Here is a 20,605-nt window from a genome sequence, read left to right as displayed (position 1 = left end):
CCCGCCACTCGGCGGGTCAGGGCGACCTTCTCCTTCAGCAGCGGGGCGGATGGAGCATCGATCGCGGTGCGCTGCTCGTCGTCGCGCGCCAAATCCGACGCGTCGAAGACGACCTCGATGTCGTCGCGATCCTGAAGTGCGAGCATCTCCGAGTAGCTGTACGCGGCATCGGCGACGCCTCGGCGACCGACCACGACGACCTCGCGCACGTTGCTCCGCCCCAGCGCCGCCAAGGCTTGATCGGCGATGTCGGTCCTGGCGAGCCGGTCGACATCGCTGGTGAGGATCCGGGCCACGTCCAGTGCCACGTTGCCGTTGCCGATCACGATGACCCGCTCATGGGTGAGGTCGAACGAGCGGTCGGCGACGCGCGGATCACCGTTGTACCAGGCCACGAACTCGCCTGCGCACTCGGCGAGGTCCCCGCCCGGGATCTGCAGCCGGTTCTCCCCGTCGGCGCCGGCCGCGTAGATGACCGCGTGGTGGAAGCTCATCAGTTCCGCATGGGTGATGTGTCTCCCGACCTCCACACCGAGGTGCAGGCGCAGATTCGGATTGCCGGTGGTGAACGGGAAGACGGCCTCGACCAGCTTCGTCTGCGGATGGTCGGGCGCGATCCCGAAGCGGACCAGGCCATGCGGTGTCAGGTTGCGCTCGTAGACATCGATCTGGACTCCAGGAATCTTGAGCAGCTCCCGTGCCGCGTAGCCGCCGGCGGCTCCGGCGCCCACAACGGCGACCCGAAGCCCGGGCCGGACCGTTGACGGGAGATCTGCCGCGACAGGTCCGGCCGCGGCGTCGGCCGTCCGGTCGCCGCTGAAGTGTGCCCGCGCGAGGCTGAGGTACGGCAGGAGTCCGGGGCTGAGCTCGTGGTCCGGGCTGATGGCATCGACCGGACACTCCGGCCGGCAGGCACCGCACTCGATGCAGCTGTCCGGGTCGATGAACAACATGTCCGCGTCGAGGAAGCCACGCTCGGACGGAGTCGGGTGGATGCAGTCGACCGGGCAGACGTCGATGCATGAGGCGTCGGCGCAGCATCCTCCCGTGATCACGTACGGCATTCGTTACTCCTTGTTCGTGACCTGGTCGGTCGTGGCGGGCAGGCCCGGTCCGGTGGGACGCGGCCCGGCGCGGGCGATGACACAGTGGCCCGCCCGCACCAGGTCATGCGGCCTTCAGGTGAGCGGACGGCGCGGGACCGGGATGGGCTCGCCGTTCTCGAAACGCCGGGTGATCCAGGCGATCCGCCGCTGATCGAGTGCGTCCAGGGCGTCCAGCGGGGACCGGGCCGATGCCGTGCATCCGGGGAGTTCCTCGTAGTCGAGCGTGCAGACCCACGCTCCATCCGGGCCATGAGTGGCGGTCACGTCGATGACGTACGGAATCGCCAGGTACTCGGTCAGTTCCATCTGGGGTTCACTCCTCCTTGTCGGCCTGACTGCTTCGCCTCGGCTCAGGCCCCGCCGGAGATCGTGAGATCGAGTTCCGGGTGGCTTACCCCGGCCCGACGGAGCTCTTCGGTCGCATCCATCCAGTCGGCGTCCTTGGGCAGGACGACTCCTCCTGCCCGCTGCTGGTAGACGCTGGGGTCGTCGACGCCCGGCGGTGTGGTGCCGTTCTCGGCGAGCGCCTTCGTGGCGCCGATCAGCCGGCGTCGCAGACGGATGACCGCCATGTCCGTCGTGCCTAGGTGCTCGATGGAGCGATCGAGGATCGGACCCATCTGTTCGGTCATCGCGACGTCCTCGTGGACGAAGCCGGTGATGCCGGTAAAGGAGTCTCCGCGCCGCTGCGCTTCCCGGTCGATCAGGTAGTCGTTCTCGGCGTTCTTGGTCGACCGGAACCGGCCGAGCCAGTCGGTGGAGTTCGGCAGGAGCGGGGTCTGGTCGAGGAGCAGGCCCACGGTCTGGCCCGGCGCGATGTAGGTGCCGGTGCCTTTCTGCAGGATCGCGTACTGCATGGTGTGGTGGTCGTCGAGTGGCACGGTCATCAGCGTCTCGACCTTGGCGCCCAGAACGCCGGTCGGGACCATCGCGTAGAACGGGAACAGGAACTGGGCGATCCGCCAGTAGTAGTGATCGTCGTCCACGGGCCGGTAGGCGCCACAGATGTAGCCGTAGTCGGTGTCGCACACTTTGTAGCGCAGCGTCCGGTCCCTGGTGATGTGCTCGAGGAAGCTGCCGGGCGGAGCGTCCTCCGGTCGGATGTGGCCGGCGTGGAGGAAGCTCACGTGCACGGTGTCCAGGCCGCCCTCGACGACCTGCAGCCAGTTGCAGTTCACCATGAGTGGCAGGATCATGCGCTCCTCCTGCGGCGTGTCCAGCGCCTCCAGCGCCGGCAGCGGCGGCGGCTCCGTGCGCGGGCCCAAGTAGGCCCAGACCACGCCGCCCTTCTCCACGCAGGGATATCCCGCGGGTTTGACCTTCTTCTTGAAGTCGCTCTCCGGCGGCTCGTTGGGCATGTCGACGCACTTGCCGGTCACGTCGAACTTCCACCCGTGGTAGACGCAACGGAAACCGTTCTCCTCGTTCCGTCCGAGGAACAGAGGCGCGCCGCGGTGCGGGCAGAGATGGCGAAGCAGACCCACCCGCCCGCTGGTGTCCCGGAACGCGACGAGCTTCTCGCCGAGGAGCATGAGCCGGACGGGGTCGGAGTCGCAGTCCGGGAGCTCGCTGGACAACAGCGCCGGCACCCAGTACTGGCGCATCAGCTCGCCCATCGGGGTACCCGGTGCCACCCGGGTGAGTAGTTGGTTGTCTTCTGTCGTGAGCATGTCGACCGACTCCTTTCCAAGAGATGCTCAGGATTTTGCGGCGGGTTTTCCGCAACGACAGAGATCCTTCCGATGAACGGAAGAATCCAGGAGCGGCCGTCGGCTCGCTCCTAACCTCCGGGCATGGCTAATTCATCTCTCGCGGCACCGGCCGCGCCTCGCCTCGACTTCGAAGCGGCACAGCCCGCCATCTATCGCGCTCAGCTGCGACTCGGACAGGCGGCCGGGGACGCCTTCAAGGCCAGCGGACTCCCCGAGAGGCTGTTCGACCTCGTGCAGTTGCGGGCCTCCCAGATCAACGGCTGCGCCTTCTGCCTGGACATGCACTCGAAGGACACCCGCCACGCCGGTGAGCGGGAGGACCGGCTCCACCTGTTGAACGCCTGGCGTGAGGCACCGCACTACACCGACGTCGAACGGGCGGCGCTGAGTCTCACCGAGGCCCTGACGCTGGTCTCCATCGATCAGGTGCCCGATGAGGTGTGGAACGCGGCAGCGAGTGTTCTGAAGGAGGAGCAGCTCGCCGCCGTCATCGGCGCCGCGATCACGATCAACGGCTGGAACCGGATTGCGATCGCCACCCGAATGACGCCGGGCGAGTACCAGCCGACGTAACACTCACACGGGGGGACGGGGGGAATCACGGGTACTCAGGGATCAAGAAATATAGCAGCCCCCGACTGGCATCTCTGCTGGTCAGGGGCCGTATTTCCTGCTGGTGGCAGGTGCAAGATTCGAACTTGTGTGGGCTGAGCCGACGGTTTTACAGGTAACCGAGGCTCTCAGCTGCGCGATAGCGACCGACCCGCCGTTGATCTCAGTGACGATCTGCTTCAACCGCTTGGTGGACCAGTACGTCTCGAAGTCCACCAAGCAGTTGGTGGCGCCCTTGTCGCGTGAGCGCGAGCTACCCGACGACCGGCTCCCTGCGCCGCCACGGTGCCCGCAGCGAATCATCCTTCGGGTCATGACGGACCAGTGAGTTGTACCAAAGCAACCCCACCGCGCCTCCCCAAGCGATGATCGCGTTCGCCAGACCAGGATGCACCATCGCCACGATGAAGAAAGCCACCACCCAGACGACAATCAGCAAGGCATCCAACACACGACCGTTCATGCGGCTCCCCTCACACGGACACGTTCGGTCCACAGCCGGACCTGTCAGGCATAGCCAGCCATGTCTAAAGCATCGAACTTGCCACGGTGACAGCGAGGTGAACGCGCGCCCGGCCGCGGTGGAGAATCGGTGAACGCCCGCAGTGGCCCACCACAGCGGCCGCGAGCTACGTCCCCACGAATCCGAGGACCGTTCGTGACGTCGGGCGGCGTCAGGCATCAACCTTGGACGGCACCTGATCGCGGTCTCAGTCTGGGCCAGCTCAGGCACCGGGGGTGGTTGGGCCGTCGCCGGTTCGATCCAGCCACTCCGATAGCAGGGCGCGCTCGGCGCCGGTGAGCATTGTCAGCTTCGGTGCGACGGCCCGGAATGCGACAGCGACTGCGGTCGCGCTGTCCGCGGGAAGCGGCGGCACGTCGGTGAGGATCGATCGCATCACCGCCTCGTACATCGCGTCGGCAAGGTCGCGGTCCCGGTGTTCCGGCGGGGTGGAGAGCAAGGTGAGCACGGCGCCGGTGCCGGCGGCGTGGATGAGTTCGACGGCACGTCTTTCTGGGACCCGAAGCCGGCCGATTGCCGCGACGCGGTGCACCCGGGCGCGCAGAACCTCCAAGCCGGCGGCCGCCGCCGGTGAACGAACCTCACGGCTGGGGTCGGTGAGGAGACCGAACAGCGCTGCGTTGGCGAGACCGAAGCCAATATGCGTGTCCCACCCCGCCCGCAGATCTGCAACCGGGTCGCCGCTGTCCTCGACGAGGGTCTTGCCGGAGACGTAGGTGGCGAAGACATGTTCGGCGACGGCGTCGAGCAGCGCGTCCTTGTCCTCGAAGAACCGATAGATGGTCGGCGCCTGCATGCCGACCGCCTGCGCGACCGCACGGGTGGTGACCGCGCTTGCGCCCTGCTCACGCAGGAGCTGCGCCGCGCACTCCACGATGTTCGCTCGCGTCTTCTGCCTGCTGGCGCTATCCGGCCTCACCTCTGCCATGTTTCCAACGATAACGCAATTTTGCTATCCCTGTTGCTAACGCTGGTAGCATCCAAATCGTTCCAGTGTTAGCAGGAGAGGGCGGATCATGATCATCATTACCGGCGGTACCGGCCAGCTCGGCTCCCAGATCGTTGATCGGCTGCTCGATCGGGTCCCGGCAGACCGGGTCGGCGTGAGCGTCCGCGACACCTACCGCGCCGGCGAACTGGCCGCACGCGGGGTGCGCGTGCGACGCGGCGACTTCACCGAGCCCAAATCCCTCGCCGATGCGTTCGAGGGCGCAACACAGGTGCTCATCGTCTCGACCGACCAGACGGGCGAGGCAGCGGTTGCCCAGCACGTCGCAGCGATCGACGCCGCTCGCGATGCAGGTGCCGAGCGCATCCTCTACACCAGCCACCAGGGCGCCGCCGAGGACTCGGTCTTCGCACCGATGCCCGACCACGCCGCCACCGAGCGCTACCTGTCGAAGACGGGCACACCGTTCACGGCGCTGCGGAACGGGTTCTACACCAGCACCGTCCGGCACCTACTCGGCCGGGCGCTCGAAACCGGCGAACTCGTCGCACCGGCCGACGGGCCCGTATCCTGGACCACGCACGCCGACCTCGCCGAAGCGGCAGCGATCATCCTCGCCGACGAGGGCAGGTTCGATGGTCCGACCCCGCCGCTGACCGCACCGGACGCGCTCGACCTCGCAGCCGTCGCCGGCATCGTCACCGAACTCACCGGACGCACCATCCGCCGCGTCGTCGCCGACGACGCCGAGTGGACGGCCACCATGATCGGCCACGGTGTCCCCGCGGATCAGGCGAACATGCTGCTCGGCATGTTCCACGCAGCACGCCGCGGGGAGTTCGCCACCACCGGACCGGAGCTCGAGAATCTCCTCCGCCGCACACCCACGCCGGTCCGTTCGATGTTGGAGGAACTCACCACCCAGCCGTGAACTCTCCTCCTTCTCGATGTGGCGGGCCGCCCCACGGGGCGGCCACATCGCACTCATCTCGGCAGAAGAGGAAGTGGCGCCAGGCTCGCCGTGATCATGTAAAGCACCACATACGTACGGCTTGCCGAGCTGCATACGCGCACACGTGACGACACGCCCTGCCACAGCGCCGGTGGCGACAGAGAACGAGCAGAACTCCTCCCCCACAGGCTCGCAGGAGTATTCGCGGGCGAACCCGAGCACACGGCGCACGTACCAGTCCGCATGGTTGTACCGCCAGATCGCGATAAAGGTCGGCCGGCGCACCGCTCACCTTCAGGTATCGCGCCGCCGAAGGGATCGCGTCAGCCGGATCGTAGACATCGACTCGACCGACTGCTGCGCGGTAGCGGCACCCGCGCAGCAGGCATAACCCGAACCCCAGAGGACTGCGCGGAACGCGCCCCAGCGGGTCTCCGGCGGGAACACTCAATAGTGCCGCAATCGAGGCCACAGCACCGACCAGGGCTTGGCGGTGCCGGAGCACAGTGCGATCGGAGCGTTCTGCTCCTCGTTGTCCACGCCCTCTCCATTGTCCACGCGGCCCACCTGCCGGCAGCCGGTGAAGAACTGTCCGCTGGGCTGGTCGCCCTGCCCGCCCACCAACAGCACCGGCCCGTCGGCGGAGTCTGGAGGTGGCCCCCAGGCGGCGTAGTTCATATGGCCGGAGTAGGGCATCGGCAGTTTGTACCGGGAGCCGTACCGGACCAGCGCACTCGCCTCACCGTAGTTGGCGGTGAAAATCACGGCCCGTGGGCGCTCCCGCTCGGGGATGGCGGCCCATTGGGCCGCCACCGCAGAGGTGAGCTCGGGCCACCCGACCTGTTCGCCCTGTTCCTTGTTGATCGCGTTCACCGCCGACAGCGCGTTCGGCGGCAGTACCGGAAGCGAGATCAGACTGCTCATCACGACTGTGACGGCGCCGGCGGCGACGGCCGTCCACACTCGCCTCCGGTCTCGCATCCACCTGGCCACCGGTTCACAGCCGGCCGCCGTCAGCACCAGGAGCAGCGGAAGCGCGTAGTACGACTTGCCGCCGGCCAGCAGAACCAGGGCGCAGAGGACCGGATAGGCCAGCGCCATCGGACGCGCCCACCGCAGTTCGGGGGCGCGCCACAAACGCACGAGCCCCGCGATCCAGATCGGCACGAACAACGGGGACAGGTACACGATCTGCATGGGGATGAACAACAGCCGGTTTTCCAGCCCGTCATCGGTGCTGATCCCGTCCGCGACGGTCAACTGCGGCCACCCGTGCGCGGCCTGCCACCACAGGTTGGGCCCGGCCACCACGGCCGCGACGGCCACTCCGGCGACCAGCCACCGGCTCCGCAGCACCCGGCGTGGTCCCAGCGCCAGCTGAGCCGCCAGCAACGCCACCACCAGTGCAACGACCAGATACTTGTTCTGTACGGCGAGGCCGACGGCCGCGCCCATCGCGACCCAGAGACGGCCGTCCCCGGTGCGCAGCAGCCGCAACGCCAGCCAGGCGATCATCACCCAGGCCAGCAGGTCGAATGTGGACGTGGACACCATGTGGCCGACCGCCAGGACGAACCCCGATGTCGCCGCGCAGAACGCGGCGATCACCTGGGCCCGGCGCCGTCCGCCCAACTCCCTGGCCACCAGGGCGACCACCACGACCGTCACCGCGCAGGCCAAGGTTGAGGCGACCCGCAGCCCGGCCGGGGTGACCCCGAAGACCGCGGTGGCCACCCTGGCCACGATCGGAGTCAGCGGGGGCTGGTCCACGTATCCCCACGCGAGATGATCCCCGGCGACCAGGAAGTACAGTTCGTCACGGTGGAAGCCGTACCGCCAGGAGAACGCGGTCAGCAGCCCGGCCAGCGCCGTCACGACCACCACCACCGGGACGACGGCGAACGCCGCCACCGGAACCGAGACGGACTTCGCCGGGCCTGCGGCGGACGTGGAGACGCCGCCGGGCTGCGGGCTGCTCAGGTCAGAATCGATCAACGTAACGGCCTCCGAGGGGTGCCGGGCCGGCGCGAAGGCGTCGTGGCCCGGGAGTCCACAGGTCATCGGCGGGATGCCGACACGAGGAAGGTAGACGGCGGGCCGCGGCTGCCGGATCCCCTGCGCCCGCCAACTCTGGCCTCCCCCGGTGGAGGGAGCCACCGGCCGGGCTCCCTCATGAGAGGGAGGCGGTCCACGCGTCTGCCCCGATCGGCCGGGTGTCTGCCGGGACATCGGTGGAGCAGGCACCGCCGAAGGCCGAACGGCCGGCGATCCCTCTTACTGGGGAGGCCTTCTCAGGGGCACGGGCCGGATACTTGGGCCCATGCAGACGAGTCCGCTCCCCCGTCTCGTGGCGTGGATCAGGGGCCGCCCGCTGATCGCCGACGCGTTGCTCGGCGTGCTGCTGGCTGTGGCCTCGCTCATCGCGCTCGTCTTCCAGTCGCGCAGTGAGCACCTGCCTGCTCCGGGACCGCTTGCGGTGGCATTCGTCTTACTGATCAACCTGCCGCTGGCCTGGCGGCGGGCTCACCCCCTCGGCGTCAACCTGGCGATCGGCGCGGCGGCCGCCGCCTACGGGGCCACGGCGTTACCGGACCTGGTGACGCCCGTGCCGCTGAGCGGCGTGGTCGCCATTTACAGCATGGCCGCGTGGTGCGGGAGGCGGACCTCAATGATCGTGGGAGTGTTCACCGCGATCAGCGTCGTGGTCATCGCCGTGCTTCCCGCGACCGACAGCGACTTGCTCGACTTCTCTTTCGCCGCCTTGCTGCTTGGCGGCGGGTGGGTGCTCGGCGACAGTGCGCGTGTCCGCCGCCTGCACACCGCCGGCTTGGAGGCGAGAGCGGCCTGGCTGGCGCGGGAGCGTGACTTCGAGGCCAGGCGCGCGGTGAGCGCCGAGCGAGCCCGCATCGCCCGGGAGTTGCACGACGTGGTGGCCCACCACGTCAGCATGATGGTGATCCAGGCCGAGGCGGGGCCGGTGGCGGCGGAGCACGACGTGCCGGGGGTGGTGCGGGCCTTCGACACCATCGCCGGCACGGGCAGGCAGGCCTTGGTCGAAATGCGCAGGCTGCTCAGCGTGCTGCGCAAGGAGACGGACGGGCACGAGCAGAGCCTTGTGCCTCAGCCGGGGGTGGCTCAGCTGCCCGGTCTCGTCGAGCGGGTACGGCAGGCCGGTCTGGCCGCGACGCTCGACGTCGAGGGCGAGCCCGTCCCGTTGTCCGCCGGAGTCGAGCTGTCGGCCTACCGAATCGTGCAGGAGGCGCTCACCAACGCGGTCAAGCACGCAGGCACGGTGCCGGTTCGCGTCCATGTCCGCTACGGCGGTCAGGACCTGCGCATCGAGGTGCGCGACGATGGTCCCGCCGCGGGGGCGAGGCCCAGCGGCGGAGACGGCGGCGGACCGCACGGGGGGAACGGCCACGGCCTGATCGGCATGCGGGAGAGGGCGCACCTGTTCGGCGGCGAGCTGACCGCGGGGCCGGATCCCGATGGTGGCTTCACCGTCAGGGCCCGGCTGCCACTGGGAGGCACTGGATGATGATCGCCATCTTTACCATGGCGGATGAGCACCTGAGGAAAGGCGCACAGTGAGCATCAAGATCATGGTCGCCGACGACCACGGGATCGTCAGGGACGGCTTTCGCATGATCCTTGGGGCCCAGCCGGACATGGTGGTGGTCGGGGAGGCCGCCGACGGGGTGGAGGCGGTCGAGGCCGCCCGCAGACTGCGCCCCGACGTGGTGCTGATGGACATCCGCATGCCTGGAATGGACGGGTTGGAGGCGACCCGTAGGCTCGCCGGCCCCGACGTGGCCGATCCCGTCAAAGTGCTGATGTTGACCACCTTCGACCTCGACGACTACGTCTACGACGCGCTGCGAGCGGGCGCCAGCGGCTTCCTGCTCAAGGACGTGCGCCGGGACGATCTGGTCAGCGCCGTACGGGTCGTCGCCTCTGGAGAGGCGCTGCTCGCCCCCTCGATCACCAAGCGGCTGATCGGGGAGTTCGCCGCCCGCCCGCGCCGGCCGGAGAAGGCGCCGGCCGCCGTCGAGACCCTCACAGGGAGGGAACGCGAGGTGCTCGAACTGCTGGCGAGAGGCTGTTCCAACGCGGAAATCGCCGCCCGACTTGTGATCGGGGAGGAAACAGTGAAGACCCACGTGAGCAACGTCCTGTCGAAACTGTTCCTGCGCGACCGCGTACACGCGGTGATCCTGGCCTACGAGATCGGCCTGATCACTCCGGGCTCCGGGTGAGGCTTTCCAACCCAGACACGCACGTACTGCTTCCCAACTGATGATCATGCACGCCTGCAGACCATCCGCGACGCCGATCAGGTCGACGGGGCCGCTCACATCAACGTGACGCATTCACCCTACGATCCGAGCCCAGTAGCATATTCAGCGCAGTCTGGGACTTGCGAGGACGTCAATGCGCTTTTCCTCGATCCAACGGACGCCGGCCTATCCGGCGGTGAGACCAGTACCGTCCCGCAGGCCACCATTACCCGGCTCAACATCTGTCTTCCGCTCAATCCGCTGAACACTCCCGGAGTGTCCGCCGACAAGCGATACGCCACGGCCAAGGAAGCGATCGCCGTCCCCTACAAGGGCCACCTCACCCAACAGGGTTGGGTGCTGCCGAGCGAGGCCGCCGCCTCCACCCTCATGCAGCAGGTCAGCCGGAAACTCCCCCAATGCCGCTACAACGGATCCACGAGCGACCCAGTCGACCCGACCAGACGGATCAGCGGCATCTCCCACCCAAAGACCTTGGGGCAGGGAACTCGTCGTCATGTGAAAGGCCCGTCACTATCTCTGCTCCGGAGTCAGGACGTGTCGGGTCCGGTCCCCGATCCAGGCCGCTTCGAGGATCGCGGTCAGGCTGGCGGTGTCGGTCGGGCCTGGATGGTTCTGGATCAAGCGGGTGACGCCACTTGCCATCTCCGCGAAGCGCGGGAGGTCGGCGCGTGCCACGCCGATGTCCGCCAAGGTGGTGGGGATGCCGATGTCGGCAAGGAGCCCGTCGAGCCAGGTGAGGAACGTATCTGCGGCCTCGGCATCCGAGGCGTCGGTCACGTCGAGCCCGCACACCCCGGCGAGGATGGTCAACCGGTCGCCGATGGCATCCCTGGCCGCGTCCAGCGCGTAGGGCAGCAGCAGCCCGACGCCCAGGCCGTGCGGTGTGTGGGTGGCTGCGCCGATGGGGTACTGGAGGGCGTGCGGAGCCGCGTTGCCTGCGTGGGAAAATGCGATCCCGGCCAGCATGGACCCATAGGACATGTCCGCGCGCGCGTCCTTGTCGCCTCCGTCCCTGACGACACGGGGCAAGCTGCGGGCGATCCGCTCCGCGGCCAGGAGCGCGTAGTGATCGGTGATCGGGTTGCGGCCGAGGAAGACCTGCTCCACCGGGTCGCGCGGTCCGTGGGCCCGGGGTTGCGCGGTGTAGCTCTCCACCGCGTGACAAAACGCGTCGATGCCGGAGTGGGCAGTGACGGTCGCAGGGCAGGTGTAGGTGAGCTCGGGGTCGACGATGGCGAAGTCGGGCACGATGTGGACGCTGGAGACCCCCACCTTCAGCTCGCGGTCCGGGTCGGTCAACACCGAGACGGGCGTGAGCTCGGAGCCGGTGCCTGACGTCGTCGGGACCGCGACGAGAGGAATCGTCGGCCCCGGCACCTTCGACTCGCCGTAGAAGTCGCGCGGCGTCCCACCATGGCGCCGGATGACGCCGACGATTTTGGCGAGGTCGATCACCGTGCCACCCCCGATGGCGAGGATCACGTCGGCGTCCACCTCTGCGGCGACCGCGACGGCCAGGGCGACATCGGCGAGTGGCACGTCCGGAGTCGCGTCGGCGAACACCCCGACGACTCCGACCTTCTCCCGCACGGCGGCCACGATCTCGGCCACGCCAGGCTGCCCCAGAAGAACCCGGTCGGTCACGATGAGGACTCGCGAGCCACACTCGGCCACCACTCGTGGGATGTTCTGCGCGACCCCTTCGCCCACCATCAGCTGGCGTGGTCCGCGGACGGTCTCAAGCATGTCAGTGCCTCTCTGGAACGTCGGCGGTAATTTGCTGGGCGGACGTCCAGGTCACCTGGGAGACCGGGACGGCGTCGGCAAGGTTGGCTGCCGGGTGGCGCAGGCGCGCGCCGGGGTCCCAGACTCGGTCGCGCCCGGGCGCCCTCGGGTCCATCGCGATGAAGACGTCGCCCTTGGTGGGCGGGTCAGTCGGATCGAGGGTCCCGCGGACATCGTCGCCAAGGGCGGTACGAGTCAAGGTCGCGACCAGCACCTCGATCATGAGCCCGAGGGCGTAGCCTTTGGGACCGCCGAAAGGGCTGATCGCCCCATCCACCGCCGCGGCCGCGTCTGTGGCGCGCACACCGGCGGAGTCGACGGGTGCCGGCGGATTCGTGCCGACCATGGCCCGGGTCCCGCCCCACGGGTGGAGGCCGGTCAGGTCATGTGTGCACAGGGCGCGGTGATCCTCGGCGGGCACCCGGAGCAGCAGGCCGGTCACGGTAGGTCGATCGCCGCGTAGGTGACGTCGAGGTACTCAAGGATGCCCTCGTGCGACCCCTCCTTGCCGATCCCGGACTGCTTCACGCCTCCGAACGGAGCTGACGGGTCCGAGATCAGACCACGGTTGATGCCGACCATCCCCGTCTCTAGCCCCTCGGTGAACCGGAGCGCCCGCTGGAGGTCACGGGTGAAGACGTATCCGACCAGGCCGTGCTCGGTGTCGTTGGCCTTCGCCATTACCTCGTCGTCGGACGTGAACGAGATGATCGGCGCCACCGGGCCGAAGATTTCCGCCTCCAGCATCCGCGCGTCTTCGGGCACGTCGACGAGGACCGTAGGCGGGTAGAAGTGGCCCGGCCCATCCGGACGCTCGCCGCCCACCAAGACACGGGCGCCGCGATTGACCGCGTCGGCGACGAGCTCGTCGATCTTGGTGACCGAGGCCTCGTCGATCAGCGCCCCGACGTCCACACCGTCGTCGAGACCATGGCCCACCGAGAGCGCGCCCATCCGCTTGGCGAAGCGCGCCGTGAACTCCTCCCGCACCGGCTCCTCGACGTAGATTCGGTTGGCCGCGATGCAGGACTCCCCGATGTTGCGCATCTTGGCCACCATGGCACCGTCGAGCGCGACGTCCAGGTCCGCGTCGGCACACACGATCAAGGCCGCGTTGCCGCCCAGTTCCATCGAGGTGCGCAGCACGTTGTCCGCCGCCTGTCGTAGCAGCACGCGCCCGACCTCGGTCGACCCGGTGAACGAAAGCTTGCGGGTCCGACGGTCGGCTAGCAGTGCTGAGACCACCTCGCCGGCACGCTCGGTTGTCACGACGTTGACGACGCCCGGGGGAACGCCGACCTCCTCCATGATGCGGGCCAGGAACAGCATGGTGAGTGGCGTTTGGGCTGCCGGCTTGGTGATCGTCGTGCAGCCCGCCGCCAGCGCAGGAGCGATCTTGCGGGCACCCATGGCCAACGGAAAGTTCCAGGGCGTCACGAAGACGCACGGTCCGACCGGCTTCGGCACGGTGAGGATGCGATATCCACCAGCGGGAGCGGTGTTGTAGCGCCCCTCGACGCGCACCGCCTCCTCGGCGAACCAACGGAAGAACTCGGCGCCGTAGGCCACCTCTCCCCGAGCCTCGGCGAGCGGCTTGCCCATCTCGAGCGTTATAAGCCGGGCGACCTCCTCGGATCGCTCGGTCAGTGCCCGGTACGTCGCGGTCAACAACTCTGACCGTTTTCGCGGCGGGGTCGCCGCCCAATCCGCCATTGCCTTGCTCGCCACGTCCAGAGCGGCGAGCCCGTCAACGACGTCGGCGTCCGCCACCTCGGCGATGGTCTTGCCGGTGGCCGGGTCCTCGACGACAAAGGTGGCTCCGCTGGCGGCGTCGCGCCAGGCGTCGCCAATCCGGAGCCGCCGGTGCTCGGGGGCCAGGACGTTCATCGGGTCACTCATTGCGTCGCCTCCTGTGATGTTCTTGGTGATGGCCAGCGTGACCTCAGCGATCGCGCCACGCGCGTTGACGAACGGGTCACACGACCTCGTCGGGGTCGAGGTCGCCGAGCGGGTCGTACGTGGCCTTGGCCCTGGCCGCAGGGCGACGCCCCGCGCCACCGATCGCCTTCTCGGGCCATGGCTGCTTCAGCGTCGTCAGGCCGTGCTCACCGGTGACGGTCCGCCGAGGCTCGATTGCCACGTGCGGGCGCATGTCGACGTCGCCGCCCTGCGCGGTTACCTCCCGGCCTCGGACAGCGCCAGCCCGGTGCCCGCATCGAACAGGTGCGCACGGTCCAGGTCGACCGTGACAAGCAGCCGCTCGCCCGGCGTACCGGTGACGGTGGGTCGTGCCTTGACCTTGAGGATCTCCGTCCCCACTCGGACGTCGACCACCGTTCGGTCACCGAGCGGCTCAAGGCCGTAGAGCTCACCCGACAACGACGCGTCCCCACGCTGCTCGACGGACAGGTCCTCTGCGCGCAGGCCCAGCAGCAGCGGACGACCGTCCTCAGCCGTGGTCCAGCGGGGCCGCGGCAGCGTCCAGCCTTCCGCCCCGACCAGACGATCTCCCTCGGCGTGGCAGGCGAGCAGGCTGATCGGCGGGCTCCCGACGAAGCCTGCGACCCACTGGTTGGCTGGACGCTCGTACACCTCGGCCGGCGTTCCGACCTGTTGCACCTTCCCCTCCTTGAGGACCGCGACCTGGTCGGCCATGGACAGGGCCTCGACCTGGTCGTTGGTCACGTAGACGAAGGTTGCTCCGAGGCTCCGGTGGATACGGGTGAGCTCGGTGCGCATCTCGACGCGGAGCTTGAGGTCGAGGTTCGTCAGCGGCTCGTCCATGAGAAACGCGCGCGGGCGACGGACCAGCGCCCGGGCCAGGGCGACACGCTGCATCTCACCGCCCGACAACTGCGCCGGACGACGCTGCAGCAGACGTTCGATGTGCAGCAGGCTCGACATCTGCTCGACGGCAGCGGCGATCTCGCTCGAAGAACGGCGGCGTGCCCGCAGCGGCGAAGCGATGTTCTCGTACGCCGTGTGTCGCGGGTAGAGGGCGTAGTTCTGGAAGACCATGGCCAGGTCGCGTGCGGCCGGGGCGTCACCGGTCGCGTCCCGCCCGTCCAGATGCACCGACCCGGCGTCAAGCTTCTCAAGGCCGGCGATCGCTCGCAGGGTCGTCGTCTTGCCTGCCCCGGAGGGTCCGAGCACGACGAAGAACGAGCCGTCCGGCACGTCCAGCGTCACCCCGTCCAGGGCCTGGACCTTACCGAAGGACTTGCACAGCCCGTGCGCTGCCACGGTTCCCATCAGGCCACCAGCTCTTCCGTGCTCACGTCGTAGACCGCCGGGGTCCCGCCGGTGTGCCGCAGCCCGACCGGTGCGTCAGCGGCGAAACGGACAGTCGGTGGCATCCGAACCCGTACGTCGCGCTGGCCGCCGTGGTCAACCACGTAGATGATTTCGTCGCCCAGCCACTCCGCCGAGACCACGCGGGCCGGGACCGAACGTTCCGCCCCTGGTTCTGTGACTTCCAGCGCCTCCGGCCGGACGCCTGCGACCAGGCAACTGTCGCGCGGCAGGCCTGGCGGTGGCGTGAGGACCAGTCCGCCCTGACTGCGCAGCTTCCCGTCGGCCACCTCCACCTCAATCAGGTTCATCGGCGGGGAGCCGATGAATGCGGCGCAGAAAAGACTCGCCGGACGGTCGTACACTTCCAGCGGCGTGCCGATCTGCTCGACGCGGCCCTTGTTGAGGATGGCGATCCTGTGACCGAGCGACATCGCCTCGACTTGGTCGTGGGTGACGTAGACCATCGTCGTCCCCAGTTCCCCCTGCAGGTGCTTGATCTCCGCGCGCATGTCCGCCCTCAGCTCCGCGTCCAGATTGGTGAGAGGTTCGTCCATGAGGAATGCGCGCGGTCGTCGCACCAGGGCGCGCGCAAGCGCGACGCGCTGCTGCTCCCCGCCGGACAGCCGGCGCGGTCGCCGGTCCAGAAGCGGACCGAGCCGCATCAGCCGGGCGGCCTCGTCGACCCGCTCCTGCACCTCCGCCTTGGGCAGTCCCTCGGCCCGCAGCGGGAACGCCAGGTTGTCGCGGGTTCTCAGATGCGGGTAGAGAGCATAGAACTGGAACACCATGGCGATGTCGCGCTCGGCGGGCGGCAGGTCGTTGACCAGCGTGTCGCCGATGTGGATGTCGCCCGTCGTCTGCCTCTCCAGGCCCGCTATGGCCCGCAGCGTGGTCGTCTTGCCGCAACCCGAAGGGCCGAGCATCACGAACAGCTCGCCGTCGCCGATGGACAGGTCCACGTGCTCAACTGCGACCGTCCCGTCCGGGTAGCGCTTGTGCAGGGCGGTCACCTCGATGCCCGCCATCAGCGTCGCACCGCCCCGAGCGTCACACCGGCGACAAGGTGCTTGCGCACCAGGTAGGCGAAGACGAGCACCGGTAGGGCGAACACTACGGAGGCGGCGGCCACGAGACCCCAGTCCACAGTGGTTCCACCGATGAGGCCGGCGATGGCGGGTGGAGCCGTCCGCACGTCGTCGCTGGAGGTAAGGAAGATGGCGAACACGAACTCGTTCCACGAGAAGATGAGGGCGAAGACCGCCGTCGCGGCGATACCGGGCAGGAGCAGGGGAAGGGTAAATCGCCAGAACGCCTGCAGACGGGTGTAGCCGTCGAGCATGGCGGCATCCTCGTACTCTGCGGGCACCTCGTCGACGAACCCCTTCATCATCCAGATCGTGAAGGGGACGTTGAACGCGGTGTAGATGAGGATCAGGCCGAGCTTGGTGTCGATGAGTCCGAATTGGCGGTACATGAGGAAGATCGGGATCACGACCACCACGGGCGGCATGAAGCGGGTGGACAGGATGAAGAACAGCTGGTCCTTCTTGGCCTTCACGGCGAAGCGTGAGTAGGCCCAGGCCGCCGGGACTCCCAGCACGGTGGCCAGCACCGTGGAGACCCCGGCGACCACGAAGGAGTTGAGGAACGAGCCGGACAAGGACGAGCGACCGCCGGAGGCGACGAACACGTCCTTGAAATGGTCCAGAGTGACCGTGAAGTCGAAGAACTTGGCCGGGATGGCGTAGACGTCCCGGTTCTCCTTGATGGACGTCTCGATCATCCACAGCACCGGAAAGAGCATCACGACGGCCAGCACGGTCAGCAGCGCGATCTCCAGCACGGAGCGACCCCTGCCGCCGAAGCGGCGCGCGGGGGACGTGTGGTCCCGGACAGGACCTGTGGACACGGCCTCGTCGACGGAGACGGCCATCAGTCCTCCTTGAGCTTGTTCAAGTAGCGCAGGTAGAGCTGCGTGAGGACGATGACGACGAGGACCATGAGGATCCCGTACGCCGAGGCGGTTCCGGTGTTGAAGCCCAGGAACGCCACCTTGTAGACGTGGAACGACAACGTCTCGGTGGAGACCCCCGGACCTCCGCTGGTGAGGATGTAGACGAGGTCGAACAGCCGGAAGGCCTCGATGGCCCTGAACAACACGGCAATGAGGAGCAGCGGCCACACCAGCGGAAGAGTGATGGTGCGGAACCGGAACCACTCGGACGCCCGGTCGATCGAGGCGGCCTCGTACAAGTACTTGGGGACCGCGGTAAGGCCCGCAAGTGCGATGAGCATGATGAACGGCGTCCATTGCCAGGTGTCGACCACGATCAGGGAAATCAGTGCCGTTCGCTGCCGGGTGAGCCACTCCACCTGCCCCAGGCCGAGCGAGCCGAGCATGCTGTTGATCACGCCGAATTGCGCGTCGAGCATGAATTTCCAGAACAGCCCGACCACGACCTGCGACAGCATCATCGGAACCAGGAACAGAGTGGTCAGCAGTCCTCGCCCGTGCGTGCGCCGTGAGATCAGGTAGGCGATGGAGAAACCGAGCACGGTCTGCAGGGCGACCGCGCCGACCACGTAGATCAACGTCGTCAAGGCCCTCAGGTGGACCTGCGCCGAAGTCAGGATGGCGGTGTAGTTCTCGAACCAGACGAAATGGGCCGGCCCCCCGCGGGTGGCCGAGTAGTCGGTGAAAGACAGGTACAACGCCCACAGCAACGGGAACACCGACATTGCGAGCAACAGCAGCAGCGCGGGGGAGATGAAGGCCACGGCGAGCCCGCGGTCGCTCAGCCGGCGGGACCGACCCGGTGCAGGCGGCGTCGCGGACGCCACCTGCCCGGGGTGGTCGGTCGTCAGAGGGACGGAGTCACTCACAGTCCGCCGCCGCCCTTGCGGCTGCCGGAGTCGAGTACGCCCTGCTGCTCCTTGGCGATGTCGTTGAGCGCATCCTTCGGCGTCTTCGCGCCGTTGAGCGCCGCGTTCACGTTGGTGTTCTCGATGTCGACGAGGCGCGCGTACTCGGGCACGTTCCACATGTCCCGCATCCGCGAAACCGAGTCGGCGTACACCTTGTTGAACGGCCCGGCATTGAGGAACTCGGGCGACTCCAGGGCGTCCGTACGCGATGGCACGCCACCAGCCGCGGCCCACTTCTTCTGGATGTCAGGCTGCTCGAACCACTTCATGAAGTTCAGGGCCTCCGCCTGGTTCGCCGCAGGGGAGTAGGCCGACACGTGCATCCCCATGCCGCCGAGAGGCACCAGGTTCGTCTTCTGGCTCGGCAGGGTGGCAAAACCCAGCTTGTCGAGAATCTCCTCCCGCGTGGTGCCGAGCGTCGACTGCTTCGGGTCAAGCAGGCCGCCGCTCGCGGCGATCCAGTTGAACGCGATGCATGCCTTGCCCTGGGCGACCGCCGCGTTCACCTCGTCGATGAACCAGTTGCCGGAACCCGCGGCGGTCAGCGGCTTCATCTTGTTGACCAGGACGTCCATCGCCTCCTGGCCCGCAGCGTCGTTGAGGACGCCGTTGATCTTGCGCGTCTTGGAGTCCCAGAGGTTGCCGCCGTAGACGCCGTTGACCGTGTTGTAGGTTACGGCCGCGGCGTCCGAACCGTTGGCCTGGTGGAAAGCCAGCCCGCTGACGCCAGGGTTGTCCGCCTGGCACTTCTCGGCGACTGAGATCATCTCGTCCCACGTCTGCGGTGGCTTGTCGCCGATCAGGTCCTTGCGGTAGATCATCGTCCAGGTGTCGCCGAGCAGCGGCAGTCCGTACAGGCTGGCGTTTTCGTCGCGCTTCCCGGTCTCCGCCTGGGGATACTGGCCGTAGGCCGCCAGGAGGTACGGGTTGTAGGCCTTGACGTCGATGTTCTTTTTGACGAAGTCGGTGATGTCGAGGATGTTGCCGTTCGTCACGGCCTCGCCGATGTGCTGCGAGTCCAGGATCGGGATGTCGAAGTCGGTCTTGTGCGCGGCGAACTGGGTGAACATCGCGTCGTGCCAGTTCGCGTTCGGCACGGTGTTGACCTTGATGGTCACGTTCGACCGCACCTTGGTGTACTCCGCGTTCGCGAAGGCTTCCAGCGCGTGGGCGGGGGGCCAGTCGAACCAGATGAAGCTGAGGGTCAGCGGGTCCTTGGTGAGCTCCGGGATGGTCGCCGGTGCCTTGGGGGCGCTCGTCGCGCCGTCGTCCTGGCCGCAAGCCGCCATGGTCGTGGCCACCAACATGGCCGCCATCGCCAGGCGTCCTATTCGCCTTGGATACCGCATCTTCTTGCCTGCTTTCTGGGTGGGGACCTCTGGAGCCTTGCTGCGTGCTTCGCCGAGCAGTTGCTGGGGGGTTGTTCAGGCGTGTTGCCGGCTGTCGCAGGGGCTGACCCGCAGACCGGCGTCACGAGTACGCCGTGACGTAATGGGGTTTCAAGCAGTCGAGAAGTCCTTCGGTCCATGTGCCCCCGGTGGCGAACCGAGCAGGACGTCGAGCATGCTCATGGGAGCTCCAACTGATCGAAGCGGAGCGATGCGGGCGGTTCCGCGATGGGTGAAGGATGGGTGGCATCCGTCACCTTTCCTATACGATCCGATTGTGGGCGTCAACATCCCGCAGTAGTGCGACCGATGTCAACAGGTTCCCGAAGACGCAAGAAAGGACCTCACGTCACGATGGACGACGAAGCGATGATCGCGCGGCGCCGATCTCGCGGCCGGCTTGCCGACGAGGTGTACGACACTCTGCTCGGACAGTTGATGTCGCTACGGATCGAGCCTGGCTCCCGCGTCACGATCGACGTCCTGGCGCGAGAGCTGGGGGTCTCGCAGACGCCGATCCGAGACGCTCTGAACCGGATGGAGGCCGAGGGCCTGGTCGTGCGTGTGCCCCATGCCGGCTACCGCATTCCCCCCCAAATCACCCGTCGCCGATTCGAGGACATGCTTGAGCTCCGCCTGCTCCTCGAGCCGGCGGCGGCGCGCAGATCCGCCGAACGCGCAAGCTCGGAGCAGGTGGCCGGTCTGCAACGAATGCTGGAGGAGATGGCGGAACTGGAGGGGGGCACCGGCCTCATGGCCTACGGCGCCTTCGGGCTCCGCGACGCCGCTTTTCACGATCTCGTCGCTCTGAGCGCGGAGAACCAGCTCATCCGCGAAGCGCTCGCTCGCCTGCACACACACGTGCACCTGTTCCGGCTTGCCCACGACACCCAGGTCACTCACTTGGCCATGGCCGAGCACGAAGACGTTCTGGCCGCGATCGCCGCGCGTGACCCCGACGCCGCCGCCTATGCCATGCGTCGGCACATCCTGCGGTCCGGCGAGCGGTTCCGACGATTGTTCGACGAGGCCAAGGACGCGGACGGAATGACGGTACA

Annotated in this window: 20 protein-coding genes; 5 read left to right on the top strand and 15 right to left on the bottom strand. The window is 67.7% G+C overall.

Annotation, left to right across the window (positions count from 1 at the left end; genetic code table 11):
- The 3 genes from Pka01_RS31960 to Pka01_RS31950 all read right to left on the bottom strand — a co-directional run.
- On the bottom strand, positions 1–1,064 hold a 1,064-nt coding region (locus Pka01_RS31960), incomplete at its 3' end, for a 4Fe-4S binding protein (RefSeq protein ID WP_203886680.1).
- Positions 1,065–1,178: 114 nt separating this feature from the next.
- Positions 1,179–1,412: a hypothetical protein gene (locus tag Pka01_RS31955; RefSeq protein WP_203886679.1), complete on the bottom strand. Its 234-nt coding sequence runs from the start codon at positions 1,410–1,412 to the stop codon at positions 1,179–1,181.
- A gap of 44 nt (positions 1,413–1,456) precedes the next feature.
- Positions 1,457–2,776: a Rieske 2Fe-2S domain-containing protein gene (locus tag Pka01_RS31950; RefSeq protein WP_203886678.1), complete on the bottom strand. Its 1,320-nt coding sequence runs from the start codon at positions 2,774–2,776 to the stop codon at positions 1,457–1,459.
- Positions 2,777–2,899: 123 nt separating this feature from the next.
- Here Pka01_RS31950 and Pka01_RS31945 point away from each other — a divergent pair, with 123 nt between their 5' ends.
- Complete coding sequence (locus Pka01_RS31945) at positions 2,900–3,391, top strand: carboxymuconolactone decarboxylase family protein (RefSeq protein ID WP_203886677.1); 492 nt, start codon at positions 2,900–2,902, stop codon at positions 3,389–3,391.
- Positions 3,392–3,683: 292 nt separating this feature from the next.
- Here the strand turns inward: Pka01_RS31945 and Pka01_RS31940 are convergent, their stop codons facing one another.
- Both Pka01_RS31940 and Pka01_RS31935 read right to left on the bottom strand, forming a co-directional pair.
- Positions 3,684–3,893, bottom strand: coding sequence for a hypothetical protein (locus Pka01_RS31940; protein WP_203886676.1), 210 nt, complete (start codon positions 3,891–3,893; stop codon positions 3,684–3,686).
- 262 nt (positions 3,894–4,155) lie between these two features.
- On the bottom strand, positions 4,156–4,881 hold the full coding sequence (locus Pka01_RS31935) for a TetR/AcrR family transcriptional regulator (RefSeq protein ID WP_203886675.1): 726 nt from the start codon (positions 4,879–4,881) through the stop codon (positions 4,156–4,158).
- An 88-nt stretch (positions 4,882–4,969) separates the two neighbouring features.
- Here Pka01_RS31935 and Pka01_RS31930 point away from each other — a divergent pair, with 88 nt between their 5' ends.
- Complete coding sequence (locus Pka01_RS31930) at positions 4,970–5,833, top strand: NmrA family NAD(P)-binding protein (protein ID WP_203886674.1); 864 nt, start codon at positions 4,970–4,972, stop codon at positions 5,831–5,833.
- A 468-nt stretch (positions 5,834–6,301) separates the two neighbouring features.
- On the opposite strand, the gene Pka01_RS31925 is transcribed toward Pka01_RS31930, so the two are convergent.
- On the bottom strand, positions 6,302–7,849 hold the full coding sequence (locus tag Pka01_RS31925) for an ArnT family glycosyltransferase (protein ID WP_203886673.1): 1,548 nt from the start codon (positions 7,847–7,849) through the stop codon (positions 6,302–6,304).
- A gap of 325 nt (positions 7,850–8,174) precedes the next feature.
- On the opposite strand from Pka01_RS31925, the gene Pka01_RS31920 reads away from it, so the two are divergent.
- Together Pka01_RS31920 and Pka01_RS31915 are read left to right on the top strand one after the other, a co-directional pair.
- Entirely contained in the window at positions 8,175–9,392 is a 1,218-nt protein-coding gene (locus tag Pka01_RS31920) for a sensor histidine kinase (protein WP_203886672.1), read from the top strand.
- Positions 9,393–9,441: 49 nt separating this feature from the next.
- Positions 9,442–10,110 carry a response regulator gene (locus tag Pka01_RS31915; protein ID WP_203886671.1) on the top strand — a complete coding sequence of 223 codons (669 nt, stop codon included), beginning with the start codon at positions 9,442–9,444 and terminating at the stop codon, positions 10,108–10,110.
- Positions 10,111–10,665: 555 nt separating this feature from the next.
- Here Pka01_RS31915 and Pka01_RS31910 read toward each other — a convergent pair.
- From Pka01_RS31910 to Pka01_RS31870, 9 genes are all read right to left on the bottom strand, one after another.
- Positions 10,666–11,901: an iron-containing alcohol dehydrogenase gene (locus Pka01_RS31910; protein ID WP_203886670.1), complete on the bottom strand. Its 1,236-nt coding sequence runs from the start codon at positions 11,899–11,901 to the stop codon at positions 10,666–10,668.
- A gap of 1 nt (position 11,902) precedes the next feature.
- A complete protein-coding gene (locus Pka01_RS31905) occupies positions 11,903–12,382 on the bottom strand; it encodes an Ldh family oxidoreductase (RefSeq protein ID WP_203886669.1) in 480 nt (159 codons plus the stop codon).
- A complete protein-coding gene (locus Pka01_RS31900) occupies positions 12,379–13,839 on the bottom strand; it encodes an NAD-dependent succinate-semialdehyde dehydrogenase (RefSeq protein ID WP_203886668.1) in 1,461 nt (486 codons plus the stop codon). The genes Pka01_RS31905 and Pka01_RS31900 overlap by 4 nt, the downstream gene beginning before the upstream one ends.
- A 76-nt stretch (positions 13,840–13,915) precedes the next feature.
- The gene (locus tag Pka01_RS31895; RefSeq protein ID WP_203886667.1) at positions 13,916–14,080 is read right to left on the bottom strand and encodes a hypothetical protein; all 165 of its coding nucleotides are present in this window, start codon (positions 14,078–14,080) and stop codon (positions 13,916–13,918) included.
- A 35-nt stretch (positions 14,081–14,115) separates the two neighbouring features.
- On the bottom strand, positions 14,116–15,192 hold the full coding sequence (locus Pka01_RS31890) for an ABC transporter ATP-binding protein (protein ID WP_203886666.1): 1,077 nt from the start codon (positions 15,190–15,192) through the stop codon (positions 14,116–14,118).
- Positions 15,192–16,193 (bottom strand): ABC transporter ATP-binding protein, encoded by a 1,002-nt coding sequence (locus Pka01_RS31885; RefSeq protein WP_203886665.1) that lies wholly within the window; start codon positions 16,191–16,193, stop codon positions 15,192–15,194. The genes Pka01_RS31890 and Pka01_RS31885 overlap by 1 nt, the downstream gene beginning before the upstream one ends.
- A 65-nt stretch (positions 16,194–16,258) precedes the next feature.
- Complete coding sequence (locus Pka01_RS31880; protein WP_203886664.1) at positions 16,259–17,167, bottom strand: carbohydrate ABC transporter permease; 909 nt, start codon at positions 17,165–17,167, stop codon at positions 16,259–16,261.
- Positions 17,167–18,117 (bottom strand): carbohydrate ABC transporter permease, encoded by a 951-nt coding sequence (locus Pka01_RS31875; RefSeq protein ID WP_203886663.1) that lies wholly within the window; start codon positions 18,115–18,117, stop codon positions 17,167–17,169. Before Pka01_RS31875 ends, Pka01_RS31880 begins: the two co-directional genes overlap by 1 nt.
- On the bottom strand, positions 18,114–19,475 hold the full coding sequence (locus Pka01_RS31870) for an extracellular solute-binding protein (RefSeq protein WP_203886662.1): 1,362 nt from the start codon (positions 19,473–19,475) through the stop codon (positions 18,114–18,116). Before Pka01_RS31870 ends, Pka01_RS31875 begins: the two co-directional genes overlap by 4 nt.
- 426 nt (positions 19,476–19,901) lie before the next feature.
- Between Pka01_RS31870 and Pka01_RS31865 the strand changes: the two genes are divergently transcribed.
- Positions 19,902–20,605: GntR family transcriptional regulator (locus tag Pka01_RS31865; protein ID WP_203886661.1), on the top strand; the 704-nt coding region annotated here is incomplete at its 3' end.

The sequence above is a fragment of the Planotetraspora kaengkrachanensis genome, from assembly GCF_016862895.1.
GTDB classification, from domain to species: domain Bacteria; phylum Actinomycetota; class Actinomycetes; order Streptosporangiales; family Streptosporangiaceae; genus Planotetraspora; species Planotetraspora kaengkrachanensis.
Note: the sequence above shows the minus strand (reverse complement) of the source record. Positions and strands in the feature narration are given on the sequence as shown.

Bases quoted from the DNA above. Each gene is read 5' to 3' on its own strand.
- Pka01_RS31890 (WP_203886666.1), bottom strand. From the start codon at position 15,192: ATGGGAACCGTGGCAGCGCACGGGCTGTGCAAGTCCTTCGGTAAGGTC.
- Pka01_RS31950 (WP_203886678.1), bottom strand. From the start codon at position 2,776: ATGCTCACGACAGAAGACAACCAACTACTCACCCGGGTGGCACCGGGT.
- Pka01_RS31940 (WP_203886676.1), bottom strand. From the start codon at position 3,893: ATGAACGGTCGTGTGTTGGATGCCTTGCTGATTGTCGTCTGGGTGGTG.
- Pka01_RS31955 (WP_203886679.1), bottom strand. From the start codon at position 1,412: ATGGAACTGACCGAGTACCTGGCGATTCCGTACGTCATCGACGTGACC.
- Pka01_RS31945 (WP_203886677.1), top strand. From the start codon at position 2,900: ATGGCTAATTCATCTCTCGCGGCACCGGCCGCGCCTCGCCTCGACTTC.
- Pka01_RS31920 (WP_203886672.1), top strand. From the start codon at position 8,175: ATGCAGACGAGTCCGCTCCCCCGTCTCGTGGCGTGGATCAGGGGCCGC.
- Pka01_RS31880 (WP_203886664.1), bottom strand. From the start codon at position 17,167: ATGGCCGTCTCCGTCGACGAGGCCGTGTCCACAGGTCCTGTCCGGGAC.
- Pka01_RS31900 (WP_203886668.1), bottom strand. From the start codon at position 13,839: ATGAGTGACCCGATGAACGTCCTGGCCCCCGAGCACCGGCGGCTCCGG.
- Pka01_RS31910 (WP_203886670.1), bottom strand. From the start codon at position 11,901: ATGCTTGAGACCGTCCGCGGACCACGCCAGCTGATGGTGGGCGAAGGG.
- Pka01_RS31935 (WP_203886675.1), bottom strand. From the start codon at position 4,881: ATGGCAGAGGTGAGGCCGGATAGCGCCAGCAGGCAGAAGACGCGAGCG.
- Pka01_RS31930 (WP_203886674.1), top strand. From the start codon at position 4,970: ATGATCATCATTACCGGCGGTACCGGCCAGCTCGGCTCCCAGATCGTT.
- Pka01_RS31870 (WP_203886662.1), bottom strand. From the start codon at position 19,475: ATGGCGGCCATGTTGGTGGCCACGACCATGGCGGCTTGCGGCCAGGAC.